The following is a 20,726-nucleotide window of genomic DNA, read 5'->3' on the forward strand; positions in this document are numbered from 1 at the left end:
CGGGGGTGCGGGGGCGGGGTGCGGGTGCGGTGCGGGCCCACCCTGGTGGGGAAAAGTTCGCACGGCGAACCACGCTTCCGGCCGGTCCGCCCCGCCACAGGCGAACGCCCCACCGCCGTGGCCTACGGCTCGTAGAGCGGCAGGAAGTGGATGACCGCTTCCTCGTACGGGTGGGCCTGGCGGACGGCCCGTTGGACGGCTCCGGCCTGGTCCGCATCGCAGACCGATTCGATCCGACACTCCTCGCTGTGCTGGACGACGCCGACCTCGCCGTCGTACGGCTGCGAGCCGGGGAGCGCCTGCCAGGCACCGGTCACCTTCCACACGCTGGAGCACCGCGCGTACTCGCCGATGCGTCCAGCGCCGGCCGTGTGGAGGGCCTCGATCACGGCCTCCGCATGGCTCTCGGGAACGGATATCTCGATCTTCAGCCGCGTCATGCGGGGACCCTAACAACCGCGCGACCAGCTCTCGGCACCGTCCCGGCTCGGGTCCGATGCCGGGCTGTCACGCCGCCGGACGACGCCATCGCGTTGCCCCAGGGCCCCGGTGCACCGGGCCGCACCAGGTCACATCGGGCGTGACCGCCGCTGAACCGAGCATCCGCGCGGCCCTGCACACCGGCTTTCGGCCCCGGGCTCGTTTACATCCCGTTCGCAGGTCCGCTCGTACGGTCTCGCCCATGACCAAGAAATCCCTTGCGGCAGTACTGGCAGCCACCTTGGTGGGGATCGCCGCATGTAGTGATGGTGGTAGTGGCGGCGCATCGCCTTCGGCCGGGCCGGCCTCCGGGGCACGGGCCGAGCGCTGCGATCCGGGGCTCGACAAGGCGTTCGGGGCCTGGGAGCGGGCCGGGTTCAGCGGGACGGTCGCCATCGCGCGGCGCGGACGGTTCGCGTGTCTGGCCGGGTACGGGCGGGCGGAGGAGGCCGCCGGGAGGCCCCACACCGCCGACACGGTGTTCAGCATCGGCTCGGTCACCAAGGCGGTGACCGCGGCCACCGTCTACCGCCTCGTCGACGACGGTGAACTCGCCCTGGACGACCGGGTAGGTGATCTGCTGCCGGAGCTTTCGGGACCGGTGGCCGAAGTCACCGTCCGACAGTTGTTGCTGCACACCAGTGGTCTCGACGGCACCCACGGTCAGGACCACCGGCCGCTCAGCCGGGCGGCGGCGCTGACCGCGATCGGCCGCATGGGGCTCGCCTTCGAGCCCGGGAGCCACTACGCGTACTCCAACGCCGGGTACACCCTGCTCGCGCTGATCATCGACGAGGTCTCGGGCAGGGGCTACCGCCCGTACACCGAAGCCACCCTGTTGCGGTTGCCGGGTGGGGAGCGGGTGGGTGGCTTCTGGGACGGGCGGCCGAAGGCGGTCGGGCCGCGCGCCGTCGGCTATCTGGAGGGTGGGAGGACGGGCGCGCGCGGCGACTTCGACGGGCCGCACTGGGCGCTTGAGGGCAATGGCGGGCTGGCGATGAGCGCCCGTGACCTGGCCTTGTGGACCCAGGCTGTGTTCGGCGGACGGCTGGTCTCGGCTCGGTCCACGGCGGCGTTGCGCACGGTGGGACACGACCACGGCGGGGGCCGGGGTGAGACGCCTGGGTGGGTGGCGTACGACGCGTCCCGGTTCGGCAAGCCGGTGCTCGCCAGCGCGGGCGGTGGCGGCGACGTGGGCCACGACGTCGTCGTCCTGTGGGTGCCCGAGGACCAGCAGGTGGTCGTCATCGCGTCGAACAGGCCCGAGGTGCCGGCCGAGGAGTTGGCGCGGAAGGTGGGGCCCGCACTGCTAGCCGATGAACCGCTGCCCACCCCGCGGCTGCTGACCAACCGCGCTCCCGGTGCGCAGGTGGCCGCGGGCAGGTACGCGCTGCCCACCGGTGGCACCTTCCGGGTCTCCCCCGCCACATCCACCGACGGCGGCTTGCAGGTCACCGCGCGGGGCATCGACGCGGTCGGCCGGCTGTTCCCGCCCTCCGACCGTGCACAGGCGAAGGAGTTCGAGGCGATGGAACGGCGGGTACGGGCCCTGCTGGCCGGGACGACGTCGGAGGGCCGTGCGGAGCGGGCGTCCGTGGAGAAGTCCTACGGACGGCTGCGGAAGGTCGAGTTGGCCGGCACGATCCACCGCGACGGCGACGTCCGCACCTATCTCACCCTCACCACGGCCGAGCGTTCAGTGACCGGCTGGTACGCGGTCGACGAGGCGGGCGGCGTCATCGCGGCCGAGGTACCCACCCGGCAGCCCGCGCTGACCCTGCTCCCCGCCGGCGGGGGCCGCTACCGTCCGCAGGACCCGACCGACGCCGGCCCGAGGGTGACCGTACGGTTCACCAAGGCGACGATGACGCTCACGGGCCCGGCCGGTGACACCGTCACCGCGACCACGACCGCCCAGTGAACCGACCACCACCACACGAACGGACCGAGCCGGCATGCGGATTCTGCTGATCGAGGACGACCCCGATTTGTCCGAACTGGTCGCCCTCGGTCTGCGCCACCAGGCGTACGCGGTCGATCTGGCCACCTCATCCGCTCAGGCGGCGGAGTTCATGCGGACCACCGGCTATGACCTCGTCTGCTATGACCTGGGGTTGCCCGACGGCGACGGGCTGGACCTGATGCGCACGGTGGCGAGCGACCCGCACCTGCACCGCCCGCGCCGTGCGCTGGTGCTCACCGCGCGCGATGCGGTGGCGGACCGGGTTGCCGGGCTCGACGCGGGGGCCGACGACTACCTCGTCAAGCCGTTCCACTTCGACGAGTTGGTGGCCCGGGTGCGTGCGCTGTTGCGCCGCTCCGATGACGAGGAGGCGCGCAGCGCGGTGCTGACCGTCGGAGAACTGCGGCTCGACCTCGCGGCGCACCGGGCTTGGCGCGCGGGGGTCGAACTCCACCTGACGGGGCGGGAGTTCTCGTTGCTGCGCTACTTCATGCACCATCCCGAGCGGGTCCTGTCGGCGGAAGACCTCCTGGAGCACGTCTGGGACGCGCACGCCAACCCGTTCACCGCGTCGGTCCGGGTGATCCTCAGCCGGCTGCGCAGGAAGCTGGGTGACCCGCCGCTCATCCACACGCTCCCGCAGGTGGGTTACCAGCTCAGGGCCCACCCGTGAGGCGGCTGTGGCGGTCCTTGCGGGTGCGGCTGGCCCTGTTCGGGTTCTTGGCCGGATACGTACCGGTGCTGCTGCTGTTCGGCGTGGTCCTCGCGACCGAGACGGACGTCACCCAGGAGGGCGGCGCCTCCGCCACGGCCGAGGAGCGGCACACCGCCTCGCACCGCTCCGACGCGGCGCTGTGGACCGTACTCGCGCTCGGTCCTGCCGCTGCCGGGCTCGCCTGGTGGTGGGCGGGCCGGGCGACGGCCCCCATCGACCGGGTACGCCTGGTTGCCGACCACGTCCAGGGCGCCGACCTCGGCCGGCGCATCGCCCTGCGCCGGGGGCCGACCGAGGTGGTGGCCCTGGCGGCCAGCTTCGACGACATGTTGGAGCGGCTGGAACGGGCGGCCGAGCTCCAGCGCCGTCTGGTCGAGGAGACGAGTCACGAACTACGCCTGCCGCTAGCGGTGTTGGTGACCAATGCGGAGGTTCTGCTCGCCCATCCACGGCCCACCGTCGAGGTTTACCGGGAGGGCCTTGAGCGCTCCCGCACGGCGGCGGTGAGGCTCCAGCAGGTGATGGAAGAGCTGCTGGTGGACGCCCGCGGGCGGGCCCGCACCCTGGACCGGCAGGCCGTCTGCCTGGCGGCCGTCGCGCGTACCGTCGTCGCGCAGGCCGAGGTGGCTGCCGTGGCCAAGGGCATGCGCCTGTCGGTCACGGGAGCGCCGGCGGCGGTGTGCCCGGTCGATGAGGCCACCGTGCGCCGGGCGGTCCACAACCTCCTGGACAACGCCGTCCGGTACGCGCCTGCCGGCACCGCGGTGACGGTCGACGTCCAGGTCGGCGCGGCGGAGGTGGCCGTCGTGGTGACCGATGAGGGTCCCGGCATCCCCGCCGACGACCAGGCCCGTGTCTTCCAGCGTTTCTGGCGCGGCCCCTCCGGCGCGCACGGCACCGGCCTCGGGTTGGCCATCGCACGCCAGGTGGCCCTGGCGCACGGCGGCACCCTCACCCTGGCCTCGCCCGGCCCCACCGGCGTCGGCTGCGCCTTCCGGTTCTCGGTGGCGCGCTAACCCGGCCGGCCAGGCCCACGCGCACCAGGGTTGGCCGGCGGGAGTCCGCTGTCGCGTGGCTGCGCCCCGTGACGCAGCCACGCGACCAGCGGGGTGAGGTGCGTCAGCAGCCGTTCAGCACGGAGCTGAGCGCGCTCTTCTCCGCGGAGTCGACGGACAGCCCGTAGTCGTGCTTGACCTGGACCCAGGCGCGCGCGTACGTGCAGTGGTAGGCGGTGCGCGAGGGCCACCAGCTCGCCGGGTCCTGGTCGCCTTTGGACTGGTTGACGTTGTCGGTGACGGCCAGCAGTTGGGGGCGGCTGAGGTCGTTGGCGAAGGACTGGCGGGTGGAGGTGGACCAGGACCAGGCACCGGAGCGCCAGGCTTCGGCCAGCGGCACGAGGTGGTCGATGTCCACGTCGGATGCGGCGTACCAGGTGGCGCCGTCGTACGGGGAGTACCAGCTACCCGAGGTGGCGGCACAGGAGGAGTCGGTCACCACCCCGCTGCCGTCCCGCTTGAGTACGGTCTCACGGGTGTTGCAGCTCCCGCTGATGGTGATCCAGTGCGGGAAGAGGTCGCGGCTGTAGCCGGTGAGGGAGTGCTCGGCGGTGGCGGGCATGGCCGCCAGGTAGGACCGGGCGGTGGCGGCACTGACCGGGGTGGGCAGTGCCGCTTGCGCCGAGGGGGCAGTGGCCAACAGGGAGAGGGCGGCCGAGGTGGTGGCGACGGCGGCGGCGAGGGCGCTGCGGCGGGATATCTGCATGAGGAACGTCAACTCCCGTGCATCGAGGGGTGGGAGGCGGCGTCGCCATCGTGACGGCACGCGGTCTATGCGGGTAGAAACACGCGGGTGAACAGTTCGTGAGCAGTAGCTCACGGCCAACTCAGCTCCCTGATGGCCGACTTGAGCGCGCCGACGGCAGGGTGGGTGCTTGCGTACGCCGGCCGCCGGGGTGAGGCACGGGTGCCTGGCACACAGCGGGTCGCCCCCTCCAGCAGCCACCTTGAGGCACCATCAGCCAGAAGGTCCCGCTATATCCGACTACCACGCACGGAATCGGACATTCGGCCACGGGTTCCGGACACTTCACGTCAGGTCCCGCCTCACACTGCGGCACGCTCCGTACCGTTACTCCGCCTACCGCCGACGAGCGAGTGGGCACCACCCAGGGACGCAGATCGGGCGAGAGGGGGCCGGCAGCGCCGAGGAGCATCGACCGCGCGAGCCCCACCGCGGGCCAGCCGCTGCCGACGGATTCGACGACCGGGCATGAACGCCCGGCCGCGCGTGAACGGTGTAGGGGAATTCCCCCACACCACCCCGCCCCACGCGGAGAAAGCCATCGAACGCCACTTCCGCACACACATTCCCACTCCCCTCCGCCGCTCCCACGTCGCAACAGTGGGCGCTTTGGCATGCCCGTCCATCATTCCCAACCGCGCCCAATCTCCGCAGCCAGTCGGCATGGAAAGGCGTGCGGAAAAGCGGAGCGCACATCCCGCATTTCCACGCGCCACCAGGAGAGTGCACGGCCCGATAGATGACGGCGCCGCATCCGCTACCCCGCAGCGACAGCCCAGCATGGACGAACTACCTCCGGGGCGCCTCCATCTCCCGCCCAAGCGGTCATTCATGCAGGTCAGATAGGTAGCGACAACGAATCGGTCGAGGCTCGCACAAGACTCGGGAGCACCCACCCGAAACGTTCTTCGATTTTCGTTCGAATTTTTCGACGCCCAGATGGCCCGCCTGATAAATTAGCGAAGATCACCAGTGCCTTTACCCTGCATCTCCCAGACCCTCACCATAGCTTCACGCCATGACTGGCCGGAACATTGCTGGTGGACCTGCTGTCATATGCCTAACCTTCTTTCTGCAACTCTGCGTACCAGAAAGTGTTTCCACTCCCGATTCGCGTGCAAAATGACGGCTGCTCACGTCCTGATCAGCCGTCACTACCGAAGTGAGAGGAACCATGCGGAGCATTTCTCGAATCCTGACCGCGGTGGCCGCTGCCACGGCCGCGTTGTCCATGGCGGCCCTGCCCTCCTCCGCCCAGGCGGCCGAGGTGAACTCCTTCCGGGTCGGCATCCAGTTCGCCGACGACGGTGGCAGATCGCAGCACGGCGTCGAGCAGTTCACGAAGTACGCCAAGTTCGGCAACAGCGTCTCGCCCTGGGCGGGTGACTCCAACGGCCGGGACCCCGACGCGGTGCTGATCGACCTCCAGACGGTCCCGGGTGACCTGCTCGGCAAGCTCGACTTCCGGATCGGCGCCCAGGCCATGGACGGCAGCGGCGGCTACGGGACCGTGCAGTACACGCCGTGGGCCAGCCAGGGCGGCGGCGACAGCTCGTACATCACCGACGACAACGGCTACGACCCGGACAAGTACCGGCTCTTCCTCGACACCCGGGCCTGGCCCACCTCCGCCAACCTGAACGACTTCCGGCTCTCCGTGCAGGCGGTCGACGGCGGGCGCCCCGGCGTGCCGACCGTCACCCCCTGGGCCAGCCAGGGCGGCGGCAAGAGCGCCTGGGCGCTGGACGACAACGGCTACGACCCCGACGGCATCGTGATCGGGCTTGAGGTGCAGTAACCCCACGGCCCGGCAGACCGGTGGCCGCCGTCCCAACCGGCGGCCACCGGCGCCTCGTTCGCCAATCCGCCACGCGCCGGCGAGCGGTCCTGGCGAGACGGCCACCACGGGGCGGGCGGCCGGCGCGCGAGCCACCCGGCCGGGTTTGCAGCGCGCCGGTCCACTGTAGCCAGCCGGTGCCCGCCACCCCACCCGTCGCCGCGCCCGGGCCCACCGGCCCGCGTCAGTAGCGCAGGGCGTAGCGGATGCGGCGGCGCAGCGACTTCTGCCGCTGTGCCTCGTGTCGTCGGGCGTCCGCTTCGAGGAGGGCGCTGGCCTCGGCGACCCGGCGCTCGGCGATCTCGACCGCCTCCGGCAGCGGCATCACCAGCGGCAGGTCGAAGATCTCCACGATCTGTCCCACTCGTTCGGCCACGGAGCCCCGCACCACGTGGTAGGGGATCTCCATCTCTTCCAGGGTCTCGATGAGTAGTTGGTCGGACATCTGGCGGAACTTCTCGGAGACCGGCCGGTGCCCGTCCTCGCGCATCTCGAATTCGACGGGCAGATGGACGAAGGCGTCGTAGATCCGCTTGGCCCGGTCCTTGGTGATGCGGCCGTACGCATCCATGTACTGGCGGTAGAACCGTTTGACCGGCAGCCCCGCGAGCTCGGTGAGCACCTTGTGGAAGACGCCGGCTCCCGGGTGGATGCCCACCCGCATCCGGGCCTCGCCGTAGATCCACTCGTGGATGACCGAGCCGTCGGAGACGAACGAGCCGGGCAGTGCCTCGTTGTGGATGCGTTCTTCGAGTCGGCGCAGGCCGAGGGCGAGGAGTTCGACGGCCGAGAGCTCCTGCACCTGCTTGCCCGGTACGAGGTCCTTGAGGATCTCCCGGGACGTCATGGCGTGGGTGCGCGGGATGCCGGTGGCCACCGACACCGCCTCGGTCGTGGTGCTCTTGCCGCTGGAGTAGGTGCCGGAGATGGCCAGGTGGACGACGCGTTCGGCCGGGCCGGGATCGGCTGCCGGACGGGCGGCCCGGAGCGGTTCGGGTGTGTCGGTCGAGTGGGGCTTGCTGGTCGCGTTGCTGGGCATGGTGGTTCCTTGTCGGTTCTGCGGGTGGCTCGGCTGCGTGCCGAGGGTGGGTACGAATCTGCTGGTCAGGGCCTGATCGGCAGGGGCAGGGGAGGTGTGCGGGTTGCTGGTGGCAGGCTTGGGTGTGACACCCGGATGGGTGGTTGTGGGTTGGCCTTGGGTGACAGCGTGAGGGTGGGTGTGGGTGTGGATGGGTTGGTCGTTGTGGGTCGCGGATGTGAGTGGGTGTGAGTGGCTCGGGTGTGGGTGTCAGCCGCCGAGGCCCAGTCCGCCGCTGACCGGGAGTACGGCTCCCGTCACGTAGCGGGCGCCGTCCCCGGCCAGGTAGTGCACCGCTTCGGCCACGTCCTCGACGGTTCCGGCCCGGCGCATCGGCGTGCTGCGCATCAGTTCCGCCTGGCGTTCGGCGCTGATCCGTCGACTCATGTCGGTGTCGATCACACCGGGCGCGACGAGGTTGACGGTGATGTTGCGGGGGCCGAGTTCCCAGGCCAGCGACCGGGCGAGGCCGAGCAGGCCAGCCTTGGACGCGCCGTAGTTGGCCTGTCCCGGCGCCCCGTACGCGTACGTCATCGAGGACATGAAGACGATCCGGCCCCAGCGGTTGGCGAGCATGCCGCGGGCCGCGCGTTTGGCGGTGCGGAAGGCGCCGACCAGGTTGGTGTCCAGGACCTCGGTGAAGTCGGGTTCGGACATGCGCAGGAAGGGGGTGTCCCGGGTGATGCCCGCGTTGGCGACCACCACATCGACCCGGCCCTGCTCCGCCTCCACCTGGTCGAAGGCCCGGTGGATGCTGTCCGTGTCGGTCATCTCGGCCCGGACGCCGAGGAGTCCGGTGGGCGGCTCGCCCGAGCGGTAGGTGACGGCCACGGCGTCGCCGGCGGCGGCCAGGCGGCGCGCCACGGCCAGCCCGATGCCGCGGTTCCCGCCGGTGACCAGGACGGAGCGCGCCATCAGTGCCGCTCCGTCCCGGTCGCGGTGGCCGTCGCGCGGAGCAGGTTGGCGCGTACGGCGGCGGCCAGGGCCCGGCCGAGTTCGCCGCTCGTGGGCAGCGGCGGGACCGACTCGTTGCCCTGGGTCCAGGTTGCGGACTCGGTACGGGCCGGCGCGTGGCCGGTGTCGGTGTCGGTGTCGGTGTCGGTGTCGGTGTCGGTGGCACGCTCCGCCGAGAGCCCGGGGGCCGCGGTCCGGTGCCGCGGTTGGGGCTCGGCCGCCTGCTGCTCGGTGCTCATCGTCCCGGCTCCTGAACCAGAGTGACGGTCGCCTTGGTGAACAGGTAGCGGATCGCCTCGCCCAGCCTGGGGTCGGTGACCGCGCCGGGCAGCAGCCGGCGGGCGAACCGCACCTGCCGGTCGCCGTGGTGGGGCTCGTCGATGAGCAGCGGTGGCAACAGCGCCACCGGGGTGCGGTCAAGGAGTTGTTCGCTGTGGGCCAGGAAGGCGGCGCCGCGTGCCCGCAGGGGCGCGGGCAGCCAGTCCAGGAAGGGCACCCGGGCCTCGGTGACGTCACGGCCCGGCCCGTCGGCCGGCTCGATGGCTTGCGGCCCCGGCAGCAGGGCCATCCGTACGGTGGCCGGCGCGCGGTCCAACTCCTCCTGGAACACCGGCACGGTGGCGCCCGGGCCCTCCAGGACGACCAGCAGCGGGTGTCCGCGGTGCAGGTGTTCGGCGAGTCGGGCGCGGGCCTGCGGACCGGGCCAGATGGCGCACGGCGTCCAGGCGCCGTCCGCGTCGGTGTGCCAGGCGATTCTGGCGGCGCCCTCGAAGATGACGAGTGCATGGCCGCAGTACTGCGTGGGTGAGGGTGAATTGGGCATGAGGTGGCTCCCCCGTGTGGTGGGCGGGCACGTCGAATACCTTTCCCTTTTGGGAATGCGTGGGTATCCGATGGGGCATGTCGTATTCGACGTGCCACGCCTTTGAGAAACTTCCACCGCAACCGTTTCGCGGGCAAAGGGAAATGCCCTGTGAGTGCGGTGTCTATTGAGCCGGGTGAGGAGTTTTCACTCTCCCGGGGTGAGGTGCGTGCGTCCCCGTCAGGCAGCGACGGCTTCCGGCAGCCGGTGCGCGATCGAGCAGGACCCGCGGATTCCCAGGTAGTCGTCCACGGCGAGGTCGGTGCACCGCCAGAGGCTGCCGTCCAGCGGCAGGAGCCGGCTCTTCGTGGTGTAGGCCGTTGCCTCGAAGGGCCGGTCCAGGGGCCGCAGCGGGGCAGCGGCTTCGACGTGCATGCGGCGCATCCACAGGGTGTTGCTGCTGCCCCGGGAGACGTCGTCCTGGTTGTAGAGCATCACCTGGGCCAGTTGTGCGATGCCGACGACGATGTCCACGACGGACGCCGACGGCTCGTACGCCGCCTCCGCCCCGCGGGTGACGGCCGTGCCCTGCGGTTGCACCGTGATGCGTTGGGCCGCGCGGACGCGCTGCGCCGCGAGGTCGACCTTCACGTCCTCGGTGATGTGCTGCCTGGCCTTGTACCCCTCGCCGTAGTGCCTGGTGGCGGCCGGTCCGAGGGCGTCCTCGCCGGTGGCGTACCGGGTGGGGTCCGGGCGGGCGCCGGCCCGTCCTGGCGCGTGTTCCAGCGTGCAGCGGACCTTGAGGTTGCCGATCAGGCAGTCGTACGTGCTGCGCAGGCGCGGCGCGCCGGGGCCCTGGCTCGGCATCGAGGCGCGCAGCCTGGCCCGGCATGGGATGCGGTCCAGGTCTTCCTGTGGCTGCATGCCGGCGCGCACCTCGGCGTGGTGCAGCCAGGTGTACCGCTGTTGCTCGTCGTCGAGCGCGCGGGCGTGGTTGAGCTGGACCTCGGCGAGTTGTACGGCGAGGACGATGGCGTCGATGGTGCTGAGGTGCGGCCGGAGCCGGCCGACGGCGGCCTTGCGGGACCAGTCCTGCGGATAGCGGAGTCCGGCCCGTGCGGTGATCGTGGCGCCCGGCATGGCCGAGCCGTCCGTGTGAAGGTCGAAGAGCTGTTGGCCGACTCGCTTGTAGCCGCTGCCGAAGAACCTCTGGTCGCCCGGCCCAAGGCAGGCGTCAAGAGATCGAAAAGAGAGTTCCCCCGTGTTCATGAATCCGCCCCCCGTGGCGTGTTATGTCCACCCGCCCGTTTTAGCTAGAACTTGGGCAGGCTCTAAGAGGCTAACACGCACAAATGTCAATCCGCAGGAATTTAAAGTGCGGCTCGAAAGTCGCCGAAGATCCCCGCAAAGGGACGGATCACATCCGGACCGAATAGCGAGAACGCGTGCTGCGCGTTCCGGATTTAATCGGTCCGGATTCACCCCGCTCGGGGGGCCGGTGGTTCGACGCAGGCGATGACGCTCGGCCAACGGTCGGCGAGCAGTTGGCGCAAGGTGGCCTTGAGGCGGTCCCGGTCACCCTCGGGCACGGCGGCGAAGAACCCGTCCTCCACCGAGGCCACCGCCTGGGACGCCTCGGCCAGTGCCTGGCGACCTGCTTCGGTGAGGTGCAGGATGTAGCGCCGCCGGTCGGCCGGGTTGCGTCGCCGCTCCACGTGGCCCGCCGACTCCATCTCGTCGATGAGCGACACCATCGTCGTGGGGTCCAGGCTGAGCAGCCGGCTCAGGTCCTGCTGGGAGAGCAGGTGGCCGCCTTCGAGTGCGGCCAGTACGTAGAAGTAGCGCATGCGCATGCCCTGGCCTTCCAGGGCGTGTTCCGCCTCGCTGAGCAGCAGGAGGCCGGCCTTGTTCAACAGGTAGCCGGTCCGGTTGACCAGCGGGAAGTCGAAGGACGCGGCCGGCACCTCGGGCTCGGCCGCCGCGAGGGCCTCGGGGTGCTGGAGGGACTGTGGCATGGGGCGTACTCCCAACCGGGGCGGAACTCGACTGTCTGGCTCCATTATCGCTGGCGGAGCGCGGCGGCGACCCCCCTCGGTCGGAGGATCGCCGCCGGTGTGGTGCGGGCCGATCAGATGTCGGCCGGTACCTGGGCGCCGACGACGGGCGCGGCTTGCTCTTCCCCCTTCCCGCCGGGCTTCCCGCCGTCCTGCCCACCGGGGGGCTCGGTGCCGGCGATGGCGCTCTCGTGCAGGTCGCGGGTGCGGATGAATGCGTACCCGATCACCGAGCCGAGCGCGGCGAGGACGGCGCACACGATCATCACGTCGTGCAGGCCGTCGACGAACGCGACCCGGGCGGCCTCCTCCAGGGTGTCGCGCAGCCCCGCCGGGGCTGCCGCGGCGGCCTCGTCACCGCCGCCGGCCGCCGCAGCGTGACCGAACTCCTCGGCTTCTGGGCCGAGTTGCTTGCCCGCTTCGGAGCCGACGAACAGGTCGACCACCCGGGACTGGAAGAGCGCGCCGACCGAGGCGATGCCGACCGCGACGCCGACCTGTTGGAAGGTCTCGCCGATGCCGGAGGCCATGCCGGCCTTCTCCGGCTCGGCGACCGCGATGGACAGCGAGGCGCGGGAGGGGTTGAACAGGCCCATGCCGACGCCGGTCGCCGCCATGCTGGGCAGCAGGGCGGTCCAACTGCTGTCCGCATCCACCAGGGTGACCAGCCACAGTCCGAGCGCGATGGCCGCCATCGCGGTTCCCACCAACAGCCGCTGCGGAACGACCGCGGTCAGGCTGCCGGCGATGGCCGCGGCGACGAACAGGGTGAGGGTCAGGGGCAGGAAGCGCAGCCCGGTGTCCCAGGCGCTGAAGTCCAGCACGTTCTGCACGTAGGAGATCTGGAGGAAGATGGCCGACATGGTGGCGGCCGAGCACAGCAGGGTCACCGCGGAGATGCCGTTGAAGGTGGTGTTGCGGCCCAACGAGAGGTCCAGCATCGCCGCCTCCCCCAGCCGCCGCTCCACCAGGAAGAACACCAGGAACAAGACGGTGGCCGCGGTGAACATGCCGACGATGGGCGCACTGCCCCAACCTTCGGCCTCGCCGCGCAGGAAGCCGAGCACGAGCAGGGCCAGTGCACCGGAGAAGGTGACCAGGCCCCACCAGTCCAGCGCGTGGGGCTTGGGGTCGCTCGACTCCCGCATCCGTACCAGGCCGATGGCCAGCGCGATGATGCCGACCGGCAGGTTGATCAGGAAGATCCAGCGCCAGTTCAGTCCTTCGGTGAGCGCGCCACCGATGAGCGGTCCGAAGGCGATGGCCAGCCCGGCGACGCCACCGAAAACACCGAACGCGGCGCCGCGGTCCTTGCCCCGGTACTCGTGCCCGATGAGCGCGGGGCCGATGGCGAACAGCACGGCTGCGCCGAGCCCCTGCACGCTGCGGGCGATGGAGAGGACGACGACGTCGCCGGCCAGGCCGCAGGCGAGCGAGGCCAGCAGGAAGATGACGAAGCCGAGGTTGAAGAGTTTCTTGCGACCGAAGCGGTCCGCCAGCGAGCCGGCGGTGAGCAGGAAGACCGCGAGTCCCAACGCATAGGCGTCCAGCACCCACTGGAGGTCGGCGAAGCTGGCGTCGAAGGTCTCCCGCATGTCGGGCAGGGCGACGTTCACCACGGTCAGGTCCAGCATCAGCATGAACGTCGCGACGCAGACCGTCGCGAGGGTCCAGCCGCGCCCGGCGGGGGCGTCGGCCGGCACGGGCGGTGGTTGCGCTACTGGCGTGCTGGACATCGGTTCCCCCCAGGGTTGGTCGACCCCACCCCACGGACCGGCACACCGACCACGCCGTCGGCCAGTCCATCGAGATGAGTAATCATCGGAATTTCCTACGATTGAGAAATGTATGGATGGCCGCGTCGACTGTCAACGCCTCAACGACCGTCACCCTCCGGCGGATGACTAGCTACCGCCTCGCGAACTGGCCTTATGTGCAGTGAAGTTGATGTTGCATCAGGTACGACCACCAGCCGCGACAACTGGTCGCCCGCTCCGCCAGAGGCCGCCGTACGGGTGGGGCGCCGGCGCGCCGCTCACGGTCCGCTGCACACCCATGCGCCCCCGCCGCCTCTCGCCTCCGCACGGGCAGAACCCGCACGGGGCCAGGACCAGAAGCCGGATCGGCACGGGGTAGGTCAGCGCGGAGCAGGGCCGGAAGGGGTACGCGACCCGCGCGCGGCAGGGTCCACGCGGGTCCCGGGGGCAGACGGGCCCGGCGGGCGGGGCAGCCGCGGTGCACGGGGCGGCGCCCACATCACTTCACGATCTTGAGTAGGCTCAGCGCCGGGATTCGCGCTCTTCATACGTGATTTCCCGTCATGATCCAATCGAGGAGAATCGTGCGCCTGACCATCGACCGACGCCTCACCCTCGGTGCCGCCCTGCTCGCCATCGCGGCGAGCGCCACGCCGGCATCCGCCGTGGCCGCCAGCCCGGCCGCACCGACGCACCACGCGTTCGCACCCACCGCCGCGGCCCCCGACACCGCGGGCATCACCCGGGCGCTCAAGGACGCCCTCGCGAACGGCGCCCCCGGCGCCATGGCCCGCTACGCCGGGCCCGACGGTGTTCAGATCCGTACCGAGGGCGTGCAGAACCGCGCCACCGGCGCGGTCATGGACGCCCGTTCGCGCTTCCGCATCGGCAGCATCACCAAGACGTTCTCGTCCGTGGTGCTGTTGCAACTCGTCTCCGAGGGCAAGCTGCGCCTGGACGAGCCCGTCAACACCTATCTGCCGGGGCTGCTGCCGGACGACCGGATCACGGTGCGTCACCTGCTGACCCACCGAAGCGGCCTCTCGGACTACACGAACGCGATGTTCGCGAAGACCGTCCCCGGGTTCGAGGCCGTGCGCAACCGCGTCTTCAGCTACCGCGAGCTCGTCAAGCTGTCCCTGGACGAGCCGCGCACGGGCCAGCCCGGCGCCGCCTACCAGTACTCGAACACCAACTTCGTCGTGGTCGGCATGCTGATCGAGAAGGCGACCGGCAACCCGGTGGCGAAGGAGTACGACCGGCGGATCATCAAGCCGCTGAAGCTCAAGAACACCTCGTACGTGCACCCGGCCAAGGCCATCAAGGGCCCGCACGTACGCGGCTACCTGCACCCCGACGAGGCGGGCGCGCCGCTGGTCGACTCGACCGAGCAGACCGCGTCCTGGGCGCAGTCCGCGGGCGCGATCATCTCCAACGCGGCCGACCTCAACACCTTCACCTCGGCCCTGCTGCGCGGCCGGCTGCTGCGGCCCGCCATGCAGCAGGAGATGCTGAAGGCGACCCCGGTCGACGCGGCCAAGACCCGGTTCTACGGTCTGGGGCTGCGCCGCTACGACCTGTCGTGCGGCACCTCGATCTACGGCCACACCGGCACCGTGCAGGGCTTCTACTCGTACGCCTTCTCCACCAAGGACGGCAAGCGGAGCCTGTCCGCGGTGGCGAACACCTCGAACCACGGGGCGGCCAACACGGCGCTCGGCGGCACGCTTGAGGCGGCGTTCTGCGGCAAGAAGCCGGCGCTGAAGCGCTCCGGAGTGCCGGTCTTCAAGGCCGACGCCGACCTTCCCGAGAACCGCTAGGCAACACCGCACTCCCCCGGCGCCCGCCGCCCGGGCCCGGCGCCGTGACCCGGCGCCCGTACGAGGGCCTGGGCGGCGCAGCGCCGGACAGGGCCGGAACGGTCTCCCCGTTCCGGCCCTGTCGTCGTCCCGGCCCTGGGCCCGGAGGCACGGTCGAAGAGGCCCGGGCACAGGCGTCCAGGCACCCCGGCCCGGCCTGTCCCACCCGGCTCGTACGACCCCCTCGTGCGCGCTGTGAACTTTCGTACACGGTGCGAACGCGGCCCGGTACGGCCCGTCGTGTCCGAAACCGGCAAAGCCCGACGTCCGTCCTGGGAAAGACGGGCGCCCGTCGACCGCGGTTCACTTCGGCCACCAACGAGCGAAGTGGAGCCGATCATGCCCGAGGAAGCAACCGGCGAGTTCTGGAAGAACCTCAAGCCGATCCAGAACTCCTTCAAGCCCGACGCCCTGCCCGAGGTCTACCTCTCGCAGGTGGCCACCGACGACGACCGGTACTACGTGCCGTTCACCGAGACCGTCGGCTCCCGGCCGCTGTGGATCAACGTCAAGGACAACTCCTGGGCCGACATCCTGCGCGCCAAGGAGGCGGGGCTGGTCAACCGGCACTACCACCCGCACGAGGTGTTCGCGTACACCATCTCCGGGAAGTGGGGCTACCTGGAGCGGCCGTGGACGGCGAGCGCCGGCGACTTCGTGTACGAGGCACCGGGCGAGGGCCACACCCTGGTGGCCTACGACAGCGACGAGCCGATGAAGGCGTTCTTCATCGTCAAGGGTCCGCTGATCTGGCTGGACGAGAACGGCGAGACGGCCGGGTTTTTCGACGTCCACGACTACATCGAGATGTGCCGCACGCACTACGAGAAGGTCGGCATCGGTGCCGACTACGTCAACTCGCTGTTCCGGTGACCCCGGTCCCCCCGAGCGATCCGAGGTCACCATGACCGATCCGCGTACGCGTCCCGGGGTGGACCTGGCCCCGCCCCGGGACGCAGAAGCCCTGCGCTATGAGAACCGGCTGCTGCTCGTCCTCTTCCTCTCCTTCGGTTTCGTCTTCTTCGACCGCCAGGCGCTGGCCTTCCTCGCCCCCTTCATCGACGACGAATTCGGCCTGTCCCACACGGAGTTGGGCGTCCTCTCCGGGGCGTTGGCGTTCACCTGGGCGCTGTCGGGGATGGTGATCGGACGCGTATCGGACCGGCTCGGGCGGCGCAAACCGCTGCTGATCGGTGCGGTCGTGCTGTTCTCCGTCTTTTCCGCGGTGGGTGGGTTGATGGCCGGCTTCGTCGGTCTGTTGGCCGCCCGCGCGCTGATGGGGGTGGCCGAGGGCGCGGTGCTGCCGCTCTCCCAGTCGCTGATGGTCGAGGCGTCCCAGGAGCACCGCCGGGGCCTGAACATGGGGCTGTTGCAGGGTTCGGCGGCCGGTCTGCTCGGTGGCATCGCCGCACCGCTGGTCGTGGTGTGGGTGGCCGAGCAGTTCGGCTGGCGAACGGTGCTTCTCCTGACGATCGTGCCGGGACTGCTGATCGCCGTCTGGATGGCGAAGTGGGTGCGCGAGACGCCGCCAGGGGTGGTGCCCGCGGTGCGTGCCCCGGCCGCGCGGGAGTCGGGCGCCGCGGGTACGACGTCGGTGCGGGAGGTGGTGCGACACCGCAACATCGTGCTGTGCACGCTGGCCGCCTGCTGCTACCTGACGTGGTTCGTCGTCCTCATCACCTTCACGCCCGTCTACCTGGAGGACGTGAAGGGCTACTCCTCGGGCACGATGAGCGGCGTCATGACGTGCTTCGGGGTGGCCTGGGTGCTGTGGGGGTTTCTGATCCCGGCGATCTCCGACCGGATCGGCCGGCGCACCACGATGGTGGTCTTCACCGCGATCGCCGTGCTCTGCCCGCTGGCGGTCGTCTTCATCTCGCATCCGCTGGTGCTCGGCCCCGCCATCGTCCTCAGCTACACCGGGCTCGGCTGCTTCACCCTGATCATGGCCACCATTCCGGCCGAGACGGTGTCCCGTACCGCGCTCGCCACCTCGCTCGGCCTGGTGATGGGCGTCGGCGAACTGACCGGCGGCGTCATCGCACCGCTGGCCGCCGGCTGGGCGTCCGACACCTGGGGGCTTGAGACGGCCATGTACATCGCCGCCGGCGGCGCGGTCCTCGTCGTCCTCCTCTCGCTCGGCCTGCGCGAGACCGCCCCGCGCGTCCTGCAACGCCGCGCCGGGCGCACCACCACCCCCACCCCCACTACGGCAGGAGCGAGCACATGAGGGCGGCCATCTGGTACGGGGCCAAGGACGTACGCGTCGAGGAGGCGCCGGTGCCGGTGCCGGGGCCCGACGAGGTGTTGATCGAGGTGGCGTACTGCGGGATCTGCGGCAGCGACCTGCACGAGTACGCGGACGGGCCGCACGCCATCCCCACCCACACCCCCCACCCGGCCTCGGGCGTCAGCGCGCCGCTCACCCTCGGCCACGAGTTCTGCGGCACGGTGGCCGCGCTGGGGTCGGCCGTGGACGGGCTGGCGGTGGGTGACCCGGTGGCGATCGAGCCGAACTACCGCTGCGGCCGGTGCGCCCAGTGCCGGGCTGGCGACTATCACATCTGTGAGCACTTCGGCTTCGCCGGGCTGATGGGCAACGGCGGGTTGGCCGAGTACGTGGCGGTGCCGCGCTACATGGTGCACCCGCTGCCCGCTGGCGTAACCCTGGAACAGGCCGCGCTCTTCGAGCCCGCTTCGGTGGCGCTGCACGCGCTGCGCCGGGCCGAGCCGCTGGACGGGACGATGGCGGTGGTGGGGCTGGGTCCGATCGGGTTGCTCGCGGTGCGGTTGGCGGCCGAGCGCGGGGTGCCCCGGATCATCGCGGTTGACGTGTCACCGGCCAGGTTGGAGATCGCGGCCCGGTTCGGCGCCACTGACCTCGTCGACGCCGGTGATGGTCAAGCCGCCGAGCGCGTACGGGAGTTGACCGGCGGGGTGGGCGTCGACGTGGCGTTCGAGGTGGTGGGTTCGCAGGCCGCCGTCGACACCTGTCTGGCCGCCAGTCGGCGCGGTGGCCGGGTCATCATGGTCGGGCTGGCGCAGCAGCTACGCCTCGATGCGTTTGCGCTGGTCAACAACGAGCAGTCGATCATCGCCAGTGTCGGCTACCGCGACACCTACCCCGAGCTGATCCGCCTGGTCGCGGAGTGTGGGGTGGACCTGTGGCCCGTGGTGACCTCCACGGTGGCCCTCGACGAGGTGGTGACGCAGGGCTTCGACGCGCTGCTTGCGGGTGGCGGTCAGGAGATCAAGGTGTTGGTGCGGCCGGGCCGGGCCGCCGCAGGGGCCGCGGACCGAGCGGCGGAGGCCGGGCGGTGAGCGGCTTCATCTGCCCGGACGCGTTCGCCGGCACCAGCGTCGTGGTCACCGGGGGCACCTCCGGCATCGGCGCCGCGACGGCCCTGCTCTGCGCCGAACTCGGTGCGCGGGTGCACGTGCTCGGGCTGGCCCCGGCCGACCCCGACGGGTTGCCGCGTCACGAGCGGGTGCGCATCGTCGAGCAGGACGTCACCGACCGCGACGGGCTGACCCGCCAGATCCACGCCGTGGGCCGCATCGACCACCTGGTCACCTGTGCCGGGGTGAGCCGGAACCGCGACGAGTACGACCCCGCCGCCTGGGACCAGGTGCTGGCGGTCAACCTGACCGCGACCATGGTGGCCTGTCAGGCCGCGCATCCGGCGCTGGCCAGCGGCGGCGGCAGCATCGTCACCGTGTCGTCGATGTTCGGCTTCTTCGGCAGCCGGGACCGGCCCGCCTACAGTGCGAGCAAGGGTGGCATCGCCCAGTTGACGCGCTCGCTGGCCGCCGAGTACGCGGCCGACGGGATACGGGTCAACACGGTCGCCCCCGGCTTCGTCACCACACCGCTCGCCCGGGGTGTGCTCGACGATCCGGACGCCTCCCGGGCCGTGCTCGCCCGGGTCCCGCTCGGCCGGTTCGGTCGGCCCCGCGAGGTCGCCACGGCCATCGCGTTCCTGTGCTCGCCGGCCGCCGCGTACGTGAACGGGGCGATCCTCCCGGTCGACGGTGGCTACCTGTCGGTGTGATGCGTCGTCTTCGCCCTCCCGCGACCACTCGGCGTCGCGGCGATACCGAGGTACGCTGCGCCTGCCCGGACCCATCGGGCAGGCGCACGCCCGTTCGGGCCGGCACCGCCCCGGTGGTGTCGCACCCGCTGGGGGCAGTGGGCGCCCGCGGGTGGCGGTGCGTCCCGGCCGTGGCCGGGCCCGGCGGACACCGCCCGGGTCGGTCCACCGCGGGTACCCGGATCGGCAAGGAGGCCAGATGACCGCAGACCCCGCCCCCGCCGTCTCGCACGTGTCCACGCGGTCCGTCGACCCCGCGGACCGGGTCGACTTCTGGGAGGACTACAACCGCAGGGCGCTGGTCGGTCTGACCTGCTCGCCCTACTCCGAGCAGGGACTGCTCGCCTCGCAGACCAACGTGTCGCTGCGGGGTCTGCGGCTGGCCGAGATCGCGGGCAACGAGCACGTCATCGAGCGCACGCCGCGCACCTGTCGGGCACTGCCCAAGGAGTCGGTGTTCGCCACCTTGCTCACGGCCGGCGAGGCGGTGTTCTTCCACGCCGGAGGCTGTCTCTCGGTGCGCGCGGGCGATCTGGTGCTGTACGACACGCGCCGCTCGTACCTGTTCGGCTTCCCCTCCACCATGCGCCAGCTCCTGGTGGACATTCCCGGTGAGGTGTTCGCCGAGCGGTGTCTGGCCGGCGGGGTCGCGGCTCCGATGCTGTTCGGTGGTGACTCGGCGACGGAGGGCGTGTTGGTCTCCACGCTGCGGTCGGTCCTGGCCGACTGGGCCCGCGGCTGTGGCTCCGGCGACCCGGCGCGTACCGAGGCGACGGTGTTGGACCTGGTCAGGTCGCTGGCGGCGGCGCGCGTGGGGGACCGCTCGGAGCCGCCGGCCAGGCCGTCCCAGTTGGCGGTGGCGCAGGAGTACGTGGTGCGTCACCTGTCCGATCCGCGGCTGTGTGCCGAGCAGGTCGCGGAGGCGGTCGGGGTGTCCACCCGGCACCTGAGCCGGATCTTCACGCCCGCGGGGGTGAGCCCGTCGCGCTACATCCTGGAGCAGCGGCTGGCGAAGGCGCGCGAGCAGCTCGGGGACCCGCAGGCCCGGCATCTGACGGTCGCCGAGGTCGCGCACCGGTGGGGGTTCGCCAGCCAGGCGCACTTCACCCGGGTCTTCCGGGACCACTTCGGGCAGACCCCGGGTGAGGCGCGCCCCGTACCGGCCAGGTCCGGGCAGCGGCGGCGCGGCACCCCCATGGGTTAGGGGCGGTCCGGTCCGCCCTCGATGGCCTTCGGTCGCGGCGGCGGTGGGATCGCCGGCCGGTCACCGGCCGTGGACCAGGCACCCACCAGGTAGTTGATCTTGCTGGGGTGGTCGCCGACGACATCGGCGACC

The 20,726-nt window shown here is 71.0% G+C and carries 19 protein-coding genes; 10 read left to right on the top strand and 9 right to left on the bottom strand.

All coding sequences use genetic code 11. The features are described 5' to 3' along the window. Positions 1-122: 122 nt before the first annotated feature. On the bottom strand, positions 123-440 hold the full coding sequence (locus ACMA1D_RS11935; RefSeq protein WP_414723874.1) for a hypothetical protein: 318 nt from the start codon (positions 438-440) through the stop codon (positions 123-125). A 242-nt stretch (positions 441-682) separates the two neighbouring features. Here ACMA1D_RS11935 and ACMA1D_RS11940 point away from each other — a divergent pair, with 242 nt between their 5' ends. The 3 genes from ACMA1D_RS11940 to ACMA1D_RS11950 are packed head-to-tail and all read left to right on the top strand — an operon-like array spanning position 683 to position 4,174. Beyond that, positions 683-2,401: a serine hydrolase domain-containing protein gene (locus ACMA1D_RS11940; protein WP_414723875.1), complete on the top strand. Its 1,719-nt coding sequence runs from the start codon at positions 683-685 to the stop codon at positions 2,399-2,401. A gap of 34 nt (positions 2,402-2,435) precedes the next feature. Then, positions 2,436-3,116, top strand: coding sequence for a response regulator transcription factor (locus ACMA1D_RS11945; RefSeq protein WP_414723876.1), 681 nt, complete (start codon positions 2,436-2,438; stop codon positions 3,114-3,116). Further along, positions 3,113-4,174, top strand: a complete 1,062-nt coding sequence (locus tag ACMA1D_RS11950; RefSeq protein WP_414723877.1) for an ATP-binding protein — start codon at positions 3,113-3,115, stop codon at positions 4,172-4,174. The genes ACMA1D_RS11945 and ACMA1D_RS11950 overlap by 4 nt, the downstream gene beginning before the upstream one ends. A gap of 103 nt (positions 4,175-4,277) precedes the next feature. Here the strand turns inward: ACMA1D_RS11950 and ACMA1D_RS11955 are convergent, their stop codons facing one another. Then, positions 4,278-4,919 carry an HNH endonuclease family protein gene (locus ACMA1D_RS11955; protein ID WP_414723939.1) on the bottom strand — a complete coding sequence of 214 codons (642 nt, stop codon included), beginning with the start codon at positions 4,917-4,919 and terminating at the stop codon, positions 4,278-4,280. A 1,213-nt stretch (positions 4,920-6,132) separates the two neighbouring features. Here ACMA1D_RS11955 and ACMA1D_RS11960 point away from each other — a divergent pair. Further along, positions 6,133-6,756 carry a hypothetical protein gene (locus ACMA1D_RS11960; RefSeq protein ID WP_414723878.1) on the top strand — a complete coding sequence of 208 codons (624 nt, stop codon included), beginning with the start codon at positions 6,133-6,135 and terminating at the stop codon, positions 6,754-6,756. Between the two features lie 223 nt (positions 6,757-6,979). On the opposite strand, the gene ACMA1D_RS11965 is transcribed toward ACMA1D_RS11960, so the two are convergent. From ACMA1D_RS11965 to ACMA1D_RS11995, 7 genes are all read right to left on the bottom strand, one after another. After that, positions 6,980-7,834: an ATP-binding protein gene (locus tag ACMA1D_RS11965; protein WP_414723879.1), complete on the bottom strand. Its 855-nt coding sequence runs from the start codon at positions 7,832-7,834 to the stop codon at positions 6,980-6,982. A gap of 249 nt (positions 7,835-8,083) precedes the next feature. Next, the gene (gene fabG, locus ACMA1D_RS11970) at positions 8,084-8,788 is read right to left on the bottom strand and encodes a 3-oxoacyl-ACP reductase FabG (protein WP_414723880.1); all 705 of its coding nucleotides are present in this window, start codon (positions 8,786-8,788) and stop codon (positions 8,084-8,086) included. Next, positions 8,788-9,066, bottom strand: a complete 279-nt coding sequence (locus ACMA1D_RS11975) for a hypothetical protein (RefSeq protein WP_414723881.1) — start codon at positions 9,064-9,066, stop codon at positions 8,788-8,790. Before ACMA1D_RS11975 ends, fabG begins: the two co-directional genes overlap by 1 nt. Continuing rightward, a complete protein-coding gene (locus ACMA1D_RS11980; RefSeq protein WP_414723882.1) occupies positions 9,063-9,650 on the bottom strand; it encodes a hypothetical protein in 588 nt (195 codons plus the stop codon). Before ACMA1D_RS11980 ends, ACMA1D_RS11975 begins: the two co-directional genes overlap by 4 nt. Positions 9,651-9,869: 219 nt before the next feature. Further along, positions 9,870-10,898 carry an AvrD family protein gene (locus ACMA1D_RS11985; protein ID WP_414723883.1) on the bottom strand — a complete coding sequence of 343 codons (1,029 nt, stop codon included), beginning with the start codon at positions 10,896-10,898 and terminating at the stop codon, positions 9,870-9,872. A 209-nt stretch (positions 10,899-11,107) separates the two neighbouring features. Continuing rightward, positions 11,108-11,644 carry a MarR family winged helix-turn-helix transcriptional regulator gene (locus tag ACMA1D_RS11990; RefSeq protein WP_414723884.1) on the bottom strand — a complete coding sequence of 179 codons (537 nt, stop codon included), beginning with the start codon at positions 11,642-11,644 and terminating at the stop codon, positions 11,108-11,110. 113 nt (positions 11,645-11,757) lie between these two features. Beyond that, positions 11,758-13,419: an MFS transporter gene (locus ACMA1D_RS11995; RefSeq protein WP_414723885.1), complete on the bottom strand. Its 1,662-nt coding sequence runs from the start codon at positions 13,417-13,419 to the stop codon at positions 11,758-11,760. 584 nt (positions 13,420-14,003) lie between these two features. On the opposite strand from ACMA1D_RS11995, the gene ACMA1D_RS12000 reads away from it, so the two are divergent. The 6 genes from ACMA1D_RS12000 to ACMA1D_RS12025 all read left to right on the top strand — a co-directional run bounded on the left by ACMA1D_RS12000 (position 14,004) and on the right by ACMA1D_RS12025 (position 20,594). After that, positions 14,004-15,260, top strand: a complete 1,257-nt coding sequence (locus ACMA1D_RS12000; RefSeq protein WP_414723886.1) for a serine hydrolase domain-containing protein — start codon at positions 14,004-14,006, stop codon at positions 15,258-15,260. 378 nt (positions 15,261-15,638) lie between these two features. Further along, positions 15,639-16,172, top strand: a complete 534-nt coding sequence (locus ACMA1D_RS12005; protein WP_414723887.1) for a 2,4'-dihydroxyacetophenone dioxygenase family protein — start codon at positions 15,639-15,641, stop codon at positions 16,170-16,172. Between the two features lie 31 nt (positions 16,173-16,203). Further along, a complete protein-coding gene (locus tag ACMA1D_RS12010) occupies positions 16,204-17,529 on the top strand; it encodes an MFS transporter (protein WP_414723888.1) in 1,326 nt (441 codons plus the stop codon). Further along, positions 17,526-18,620: a 2,3-butanediol dehydrogenase gene (locus ACMA1D_RS12015; protein WP_414723889.1), complete on the top strand. Its 1,095-nt coding sequence runs from the start codon at positions 17,526-17,528 to the stop codon at positions 18,618-18,620. Before ACMA1D_RS12010 ends, ACMA1D_RS12015 begins: the two co-directional genes overlap by 4 nt. Then, the gene (locus ACMA1D_RS12020) at positions 18,617-19,351 is read left to right on the top strand and encodes an SDR family NAD(P)-dependent oxidoreductase (RefSeq protein ID WP_414723890.1); all 735 of its coding nucleotides are present in this window, start codon (positions 18,617-18,619) and stop codon (positions 19,349-19,351) included. Before ACMA1D_RS12015 ends, ACMA1D_RS12020 begins: the two co-directional genes overlap by 4 nt. 238 nt (positions 19,352-19,589) lie before the next feature. Next, the gene (locus tag ACMA1D_RS12025) at positions 19,590-20,594 is read left to right on the top strand and encodes an AraC family transcriptional regulator (RefSeq protein WP_414723891.1); all 1,005 of its coding nucleotides are present in this window, start codon (positions 19,590-19,592) and stop codon (positions 20,592-20,594) included. Positions 20,595-20,726 lie beyond the last annotated feature (132 nt).

This window comes from Streptomyces sp. 796.1, from assembly GCF_047525675.1.
In the GTDB taxonomy this organism is placed as follows: domain Bacteria; phylum Actinomycetota; class Actinomycetes; order Streptomycetales; family Streptomycetaceae; genus Streptomyces.

Excerpts from the sequence above, each read along its gene's own strand:
- ACMA1D_RS11935 (WP_414723874.1), bottom strand. The coding sequence starts at position 440 with ATGACGCGGCTGAAGATCGAGATATCCGTTCCCGAGAGCCATGCGGAG.
- ACMA1D_RS11940 (WP_414723875.1), top strand. The coding sequence starts at position 683 with ATGACCAAGAAATCCCTTGCGGCAGTACTGGCAGCCACCTTGGTGGGG.
- ACMA1D_RS11945 (WP_414723876.1), top strand. The coding sequence starts at position 2,436 with ATGCGGATTCTGCTGATCGAGGACGACCCCGATTTGTCCGAACTGGTC.
- ACMA1D_RS11955 (WP_414723939.1), bottom strand. The coding sequence starts at position 4,919 with ATGCAGATATCCCGCCGCAGCGCCCTCGCCGCCGCCGTCGCCACCACC.
- ACMA1D_RS11960 (WP_414723878.1), top strand. The coding sequence starts at position 6,133 with ATGCGGAGCATTTCTCGAATCCTGACCGCGGTGGCCGCTGCCACGGCC.
- ACMA1D_RS11965 (WP_414723879.1), bottom strand. The coding sequence starts at position 7,834 with ATGCCCAGCAACGCGACCAGCAAGCCCCACTCGACCGACACACCCGAA.
- fabG (WP_414723880.1), bottom strand. The coding sequence starts at position 8,788 with ATGGCGCGCTCCGTCCTGGTCACCGGCGGGAACCGCGGCATCGGGCTG.
- ACMA1D_RS11975 (WP_414723881.1), bottom strand. The coding sequence starts at position 9,066 with ATGAGCACCGAGCAGCAGGCGGCCGAGCCCCAACCGCGGCACCGGACC.
- ACMA1D_RS11980 (WP_414723882.1), bottom strand. The coding sequence starts at position 9,650 with ATGCCCAATTCACCCTCACCCACGCAGTACTGCGGCCATGCACTCGTC.
- ACMA1D_RS11985 (WP_414723883.1), bottom strand. The coding sequence starts at position 10,898 with ATGAACACGGGGGAACTCTCTTTTCGATCTCTTGACGCCTGCCTTGGG.
- ACMA1D_RS11990 (WP_414723884.1), bottom strand. The coding sequence starts at position 11,644 with ATGCCACAGTCCCTCCAGCACCCCGAGGCCCTCGCGGCGGCCGAGCCC.
- ACMA1D_RS11995 (WP_414723885.1), bottom strand. The coding sequence starts at position 13,419 with ATGTCCAGCACGCCAGTAGCGCAACCACCGCCCGTGCCGGCCGACGCC.
- ACMA1D_RS12000 (WP_414723886.1), top strand. The coding sequence starts at position 14,004 with ATGATCCAATCGAGGAGAATCGTGCGCCTGACCATCGACCGACGCCTC.
- ACMA1D_RS12005 (WP_414723887.1), top strand. The coding sequence starts at position 15,639 with ATGCCCGAGGAAGCAACCGGCGAGTTCTGGAAGAACCTCAAGCCGATC.
- ACMA1D_RS12010 (WP_414723888.1), top strand. The coding sequence starts at position 16,204 with ATGACCGATCCGCGTACGCGTCCCGGGGTGGACCTGGCCCCGCCCCGG.
- ACMA1D_RS12015 (WP_414723889.1), top strand. The coding sequence starts at position 17,526 with ATGAGGGCGGCCATCTGGTACGGGGCCAAGGACGTACGCGTCGAGGAG.
- ACMA1D_RS12025 (WP_414723891.1), top strand. The coding sequence starts at position 19,590 with ATGACCGCAGACCCCGCCCCCGCCGTCTCGCACGTGTCCACGCGGTCC.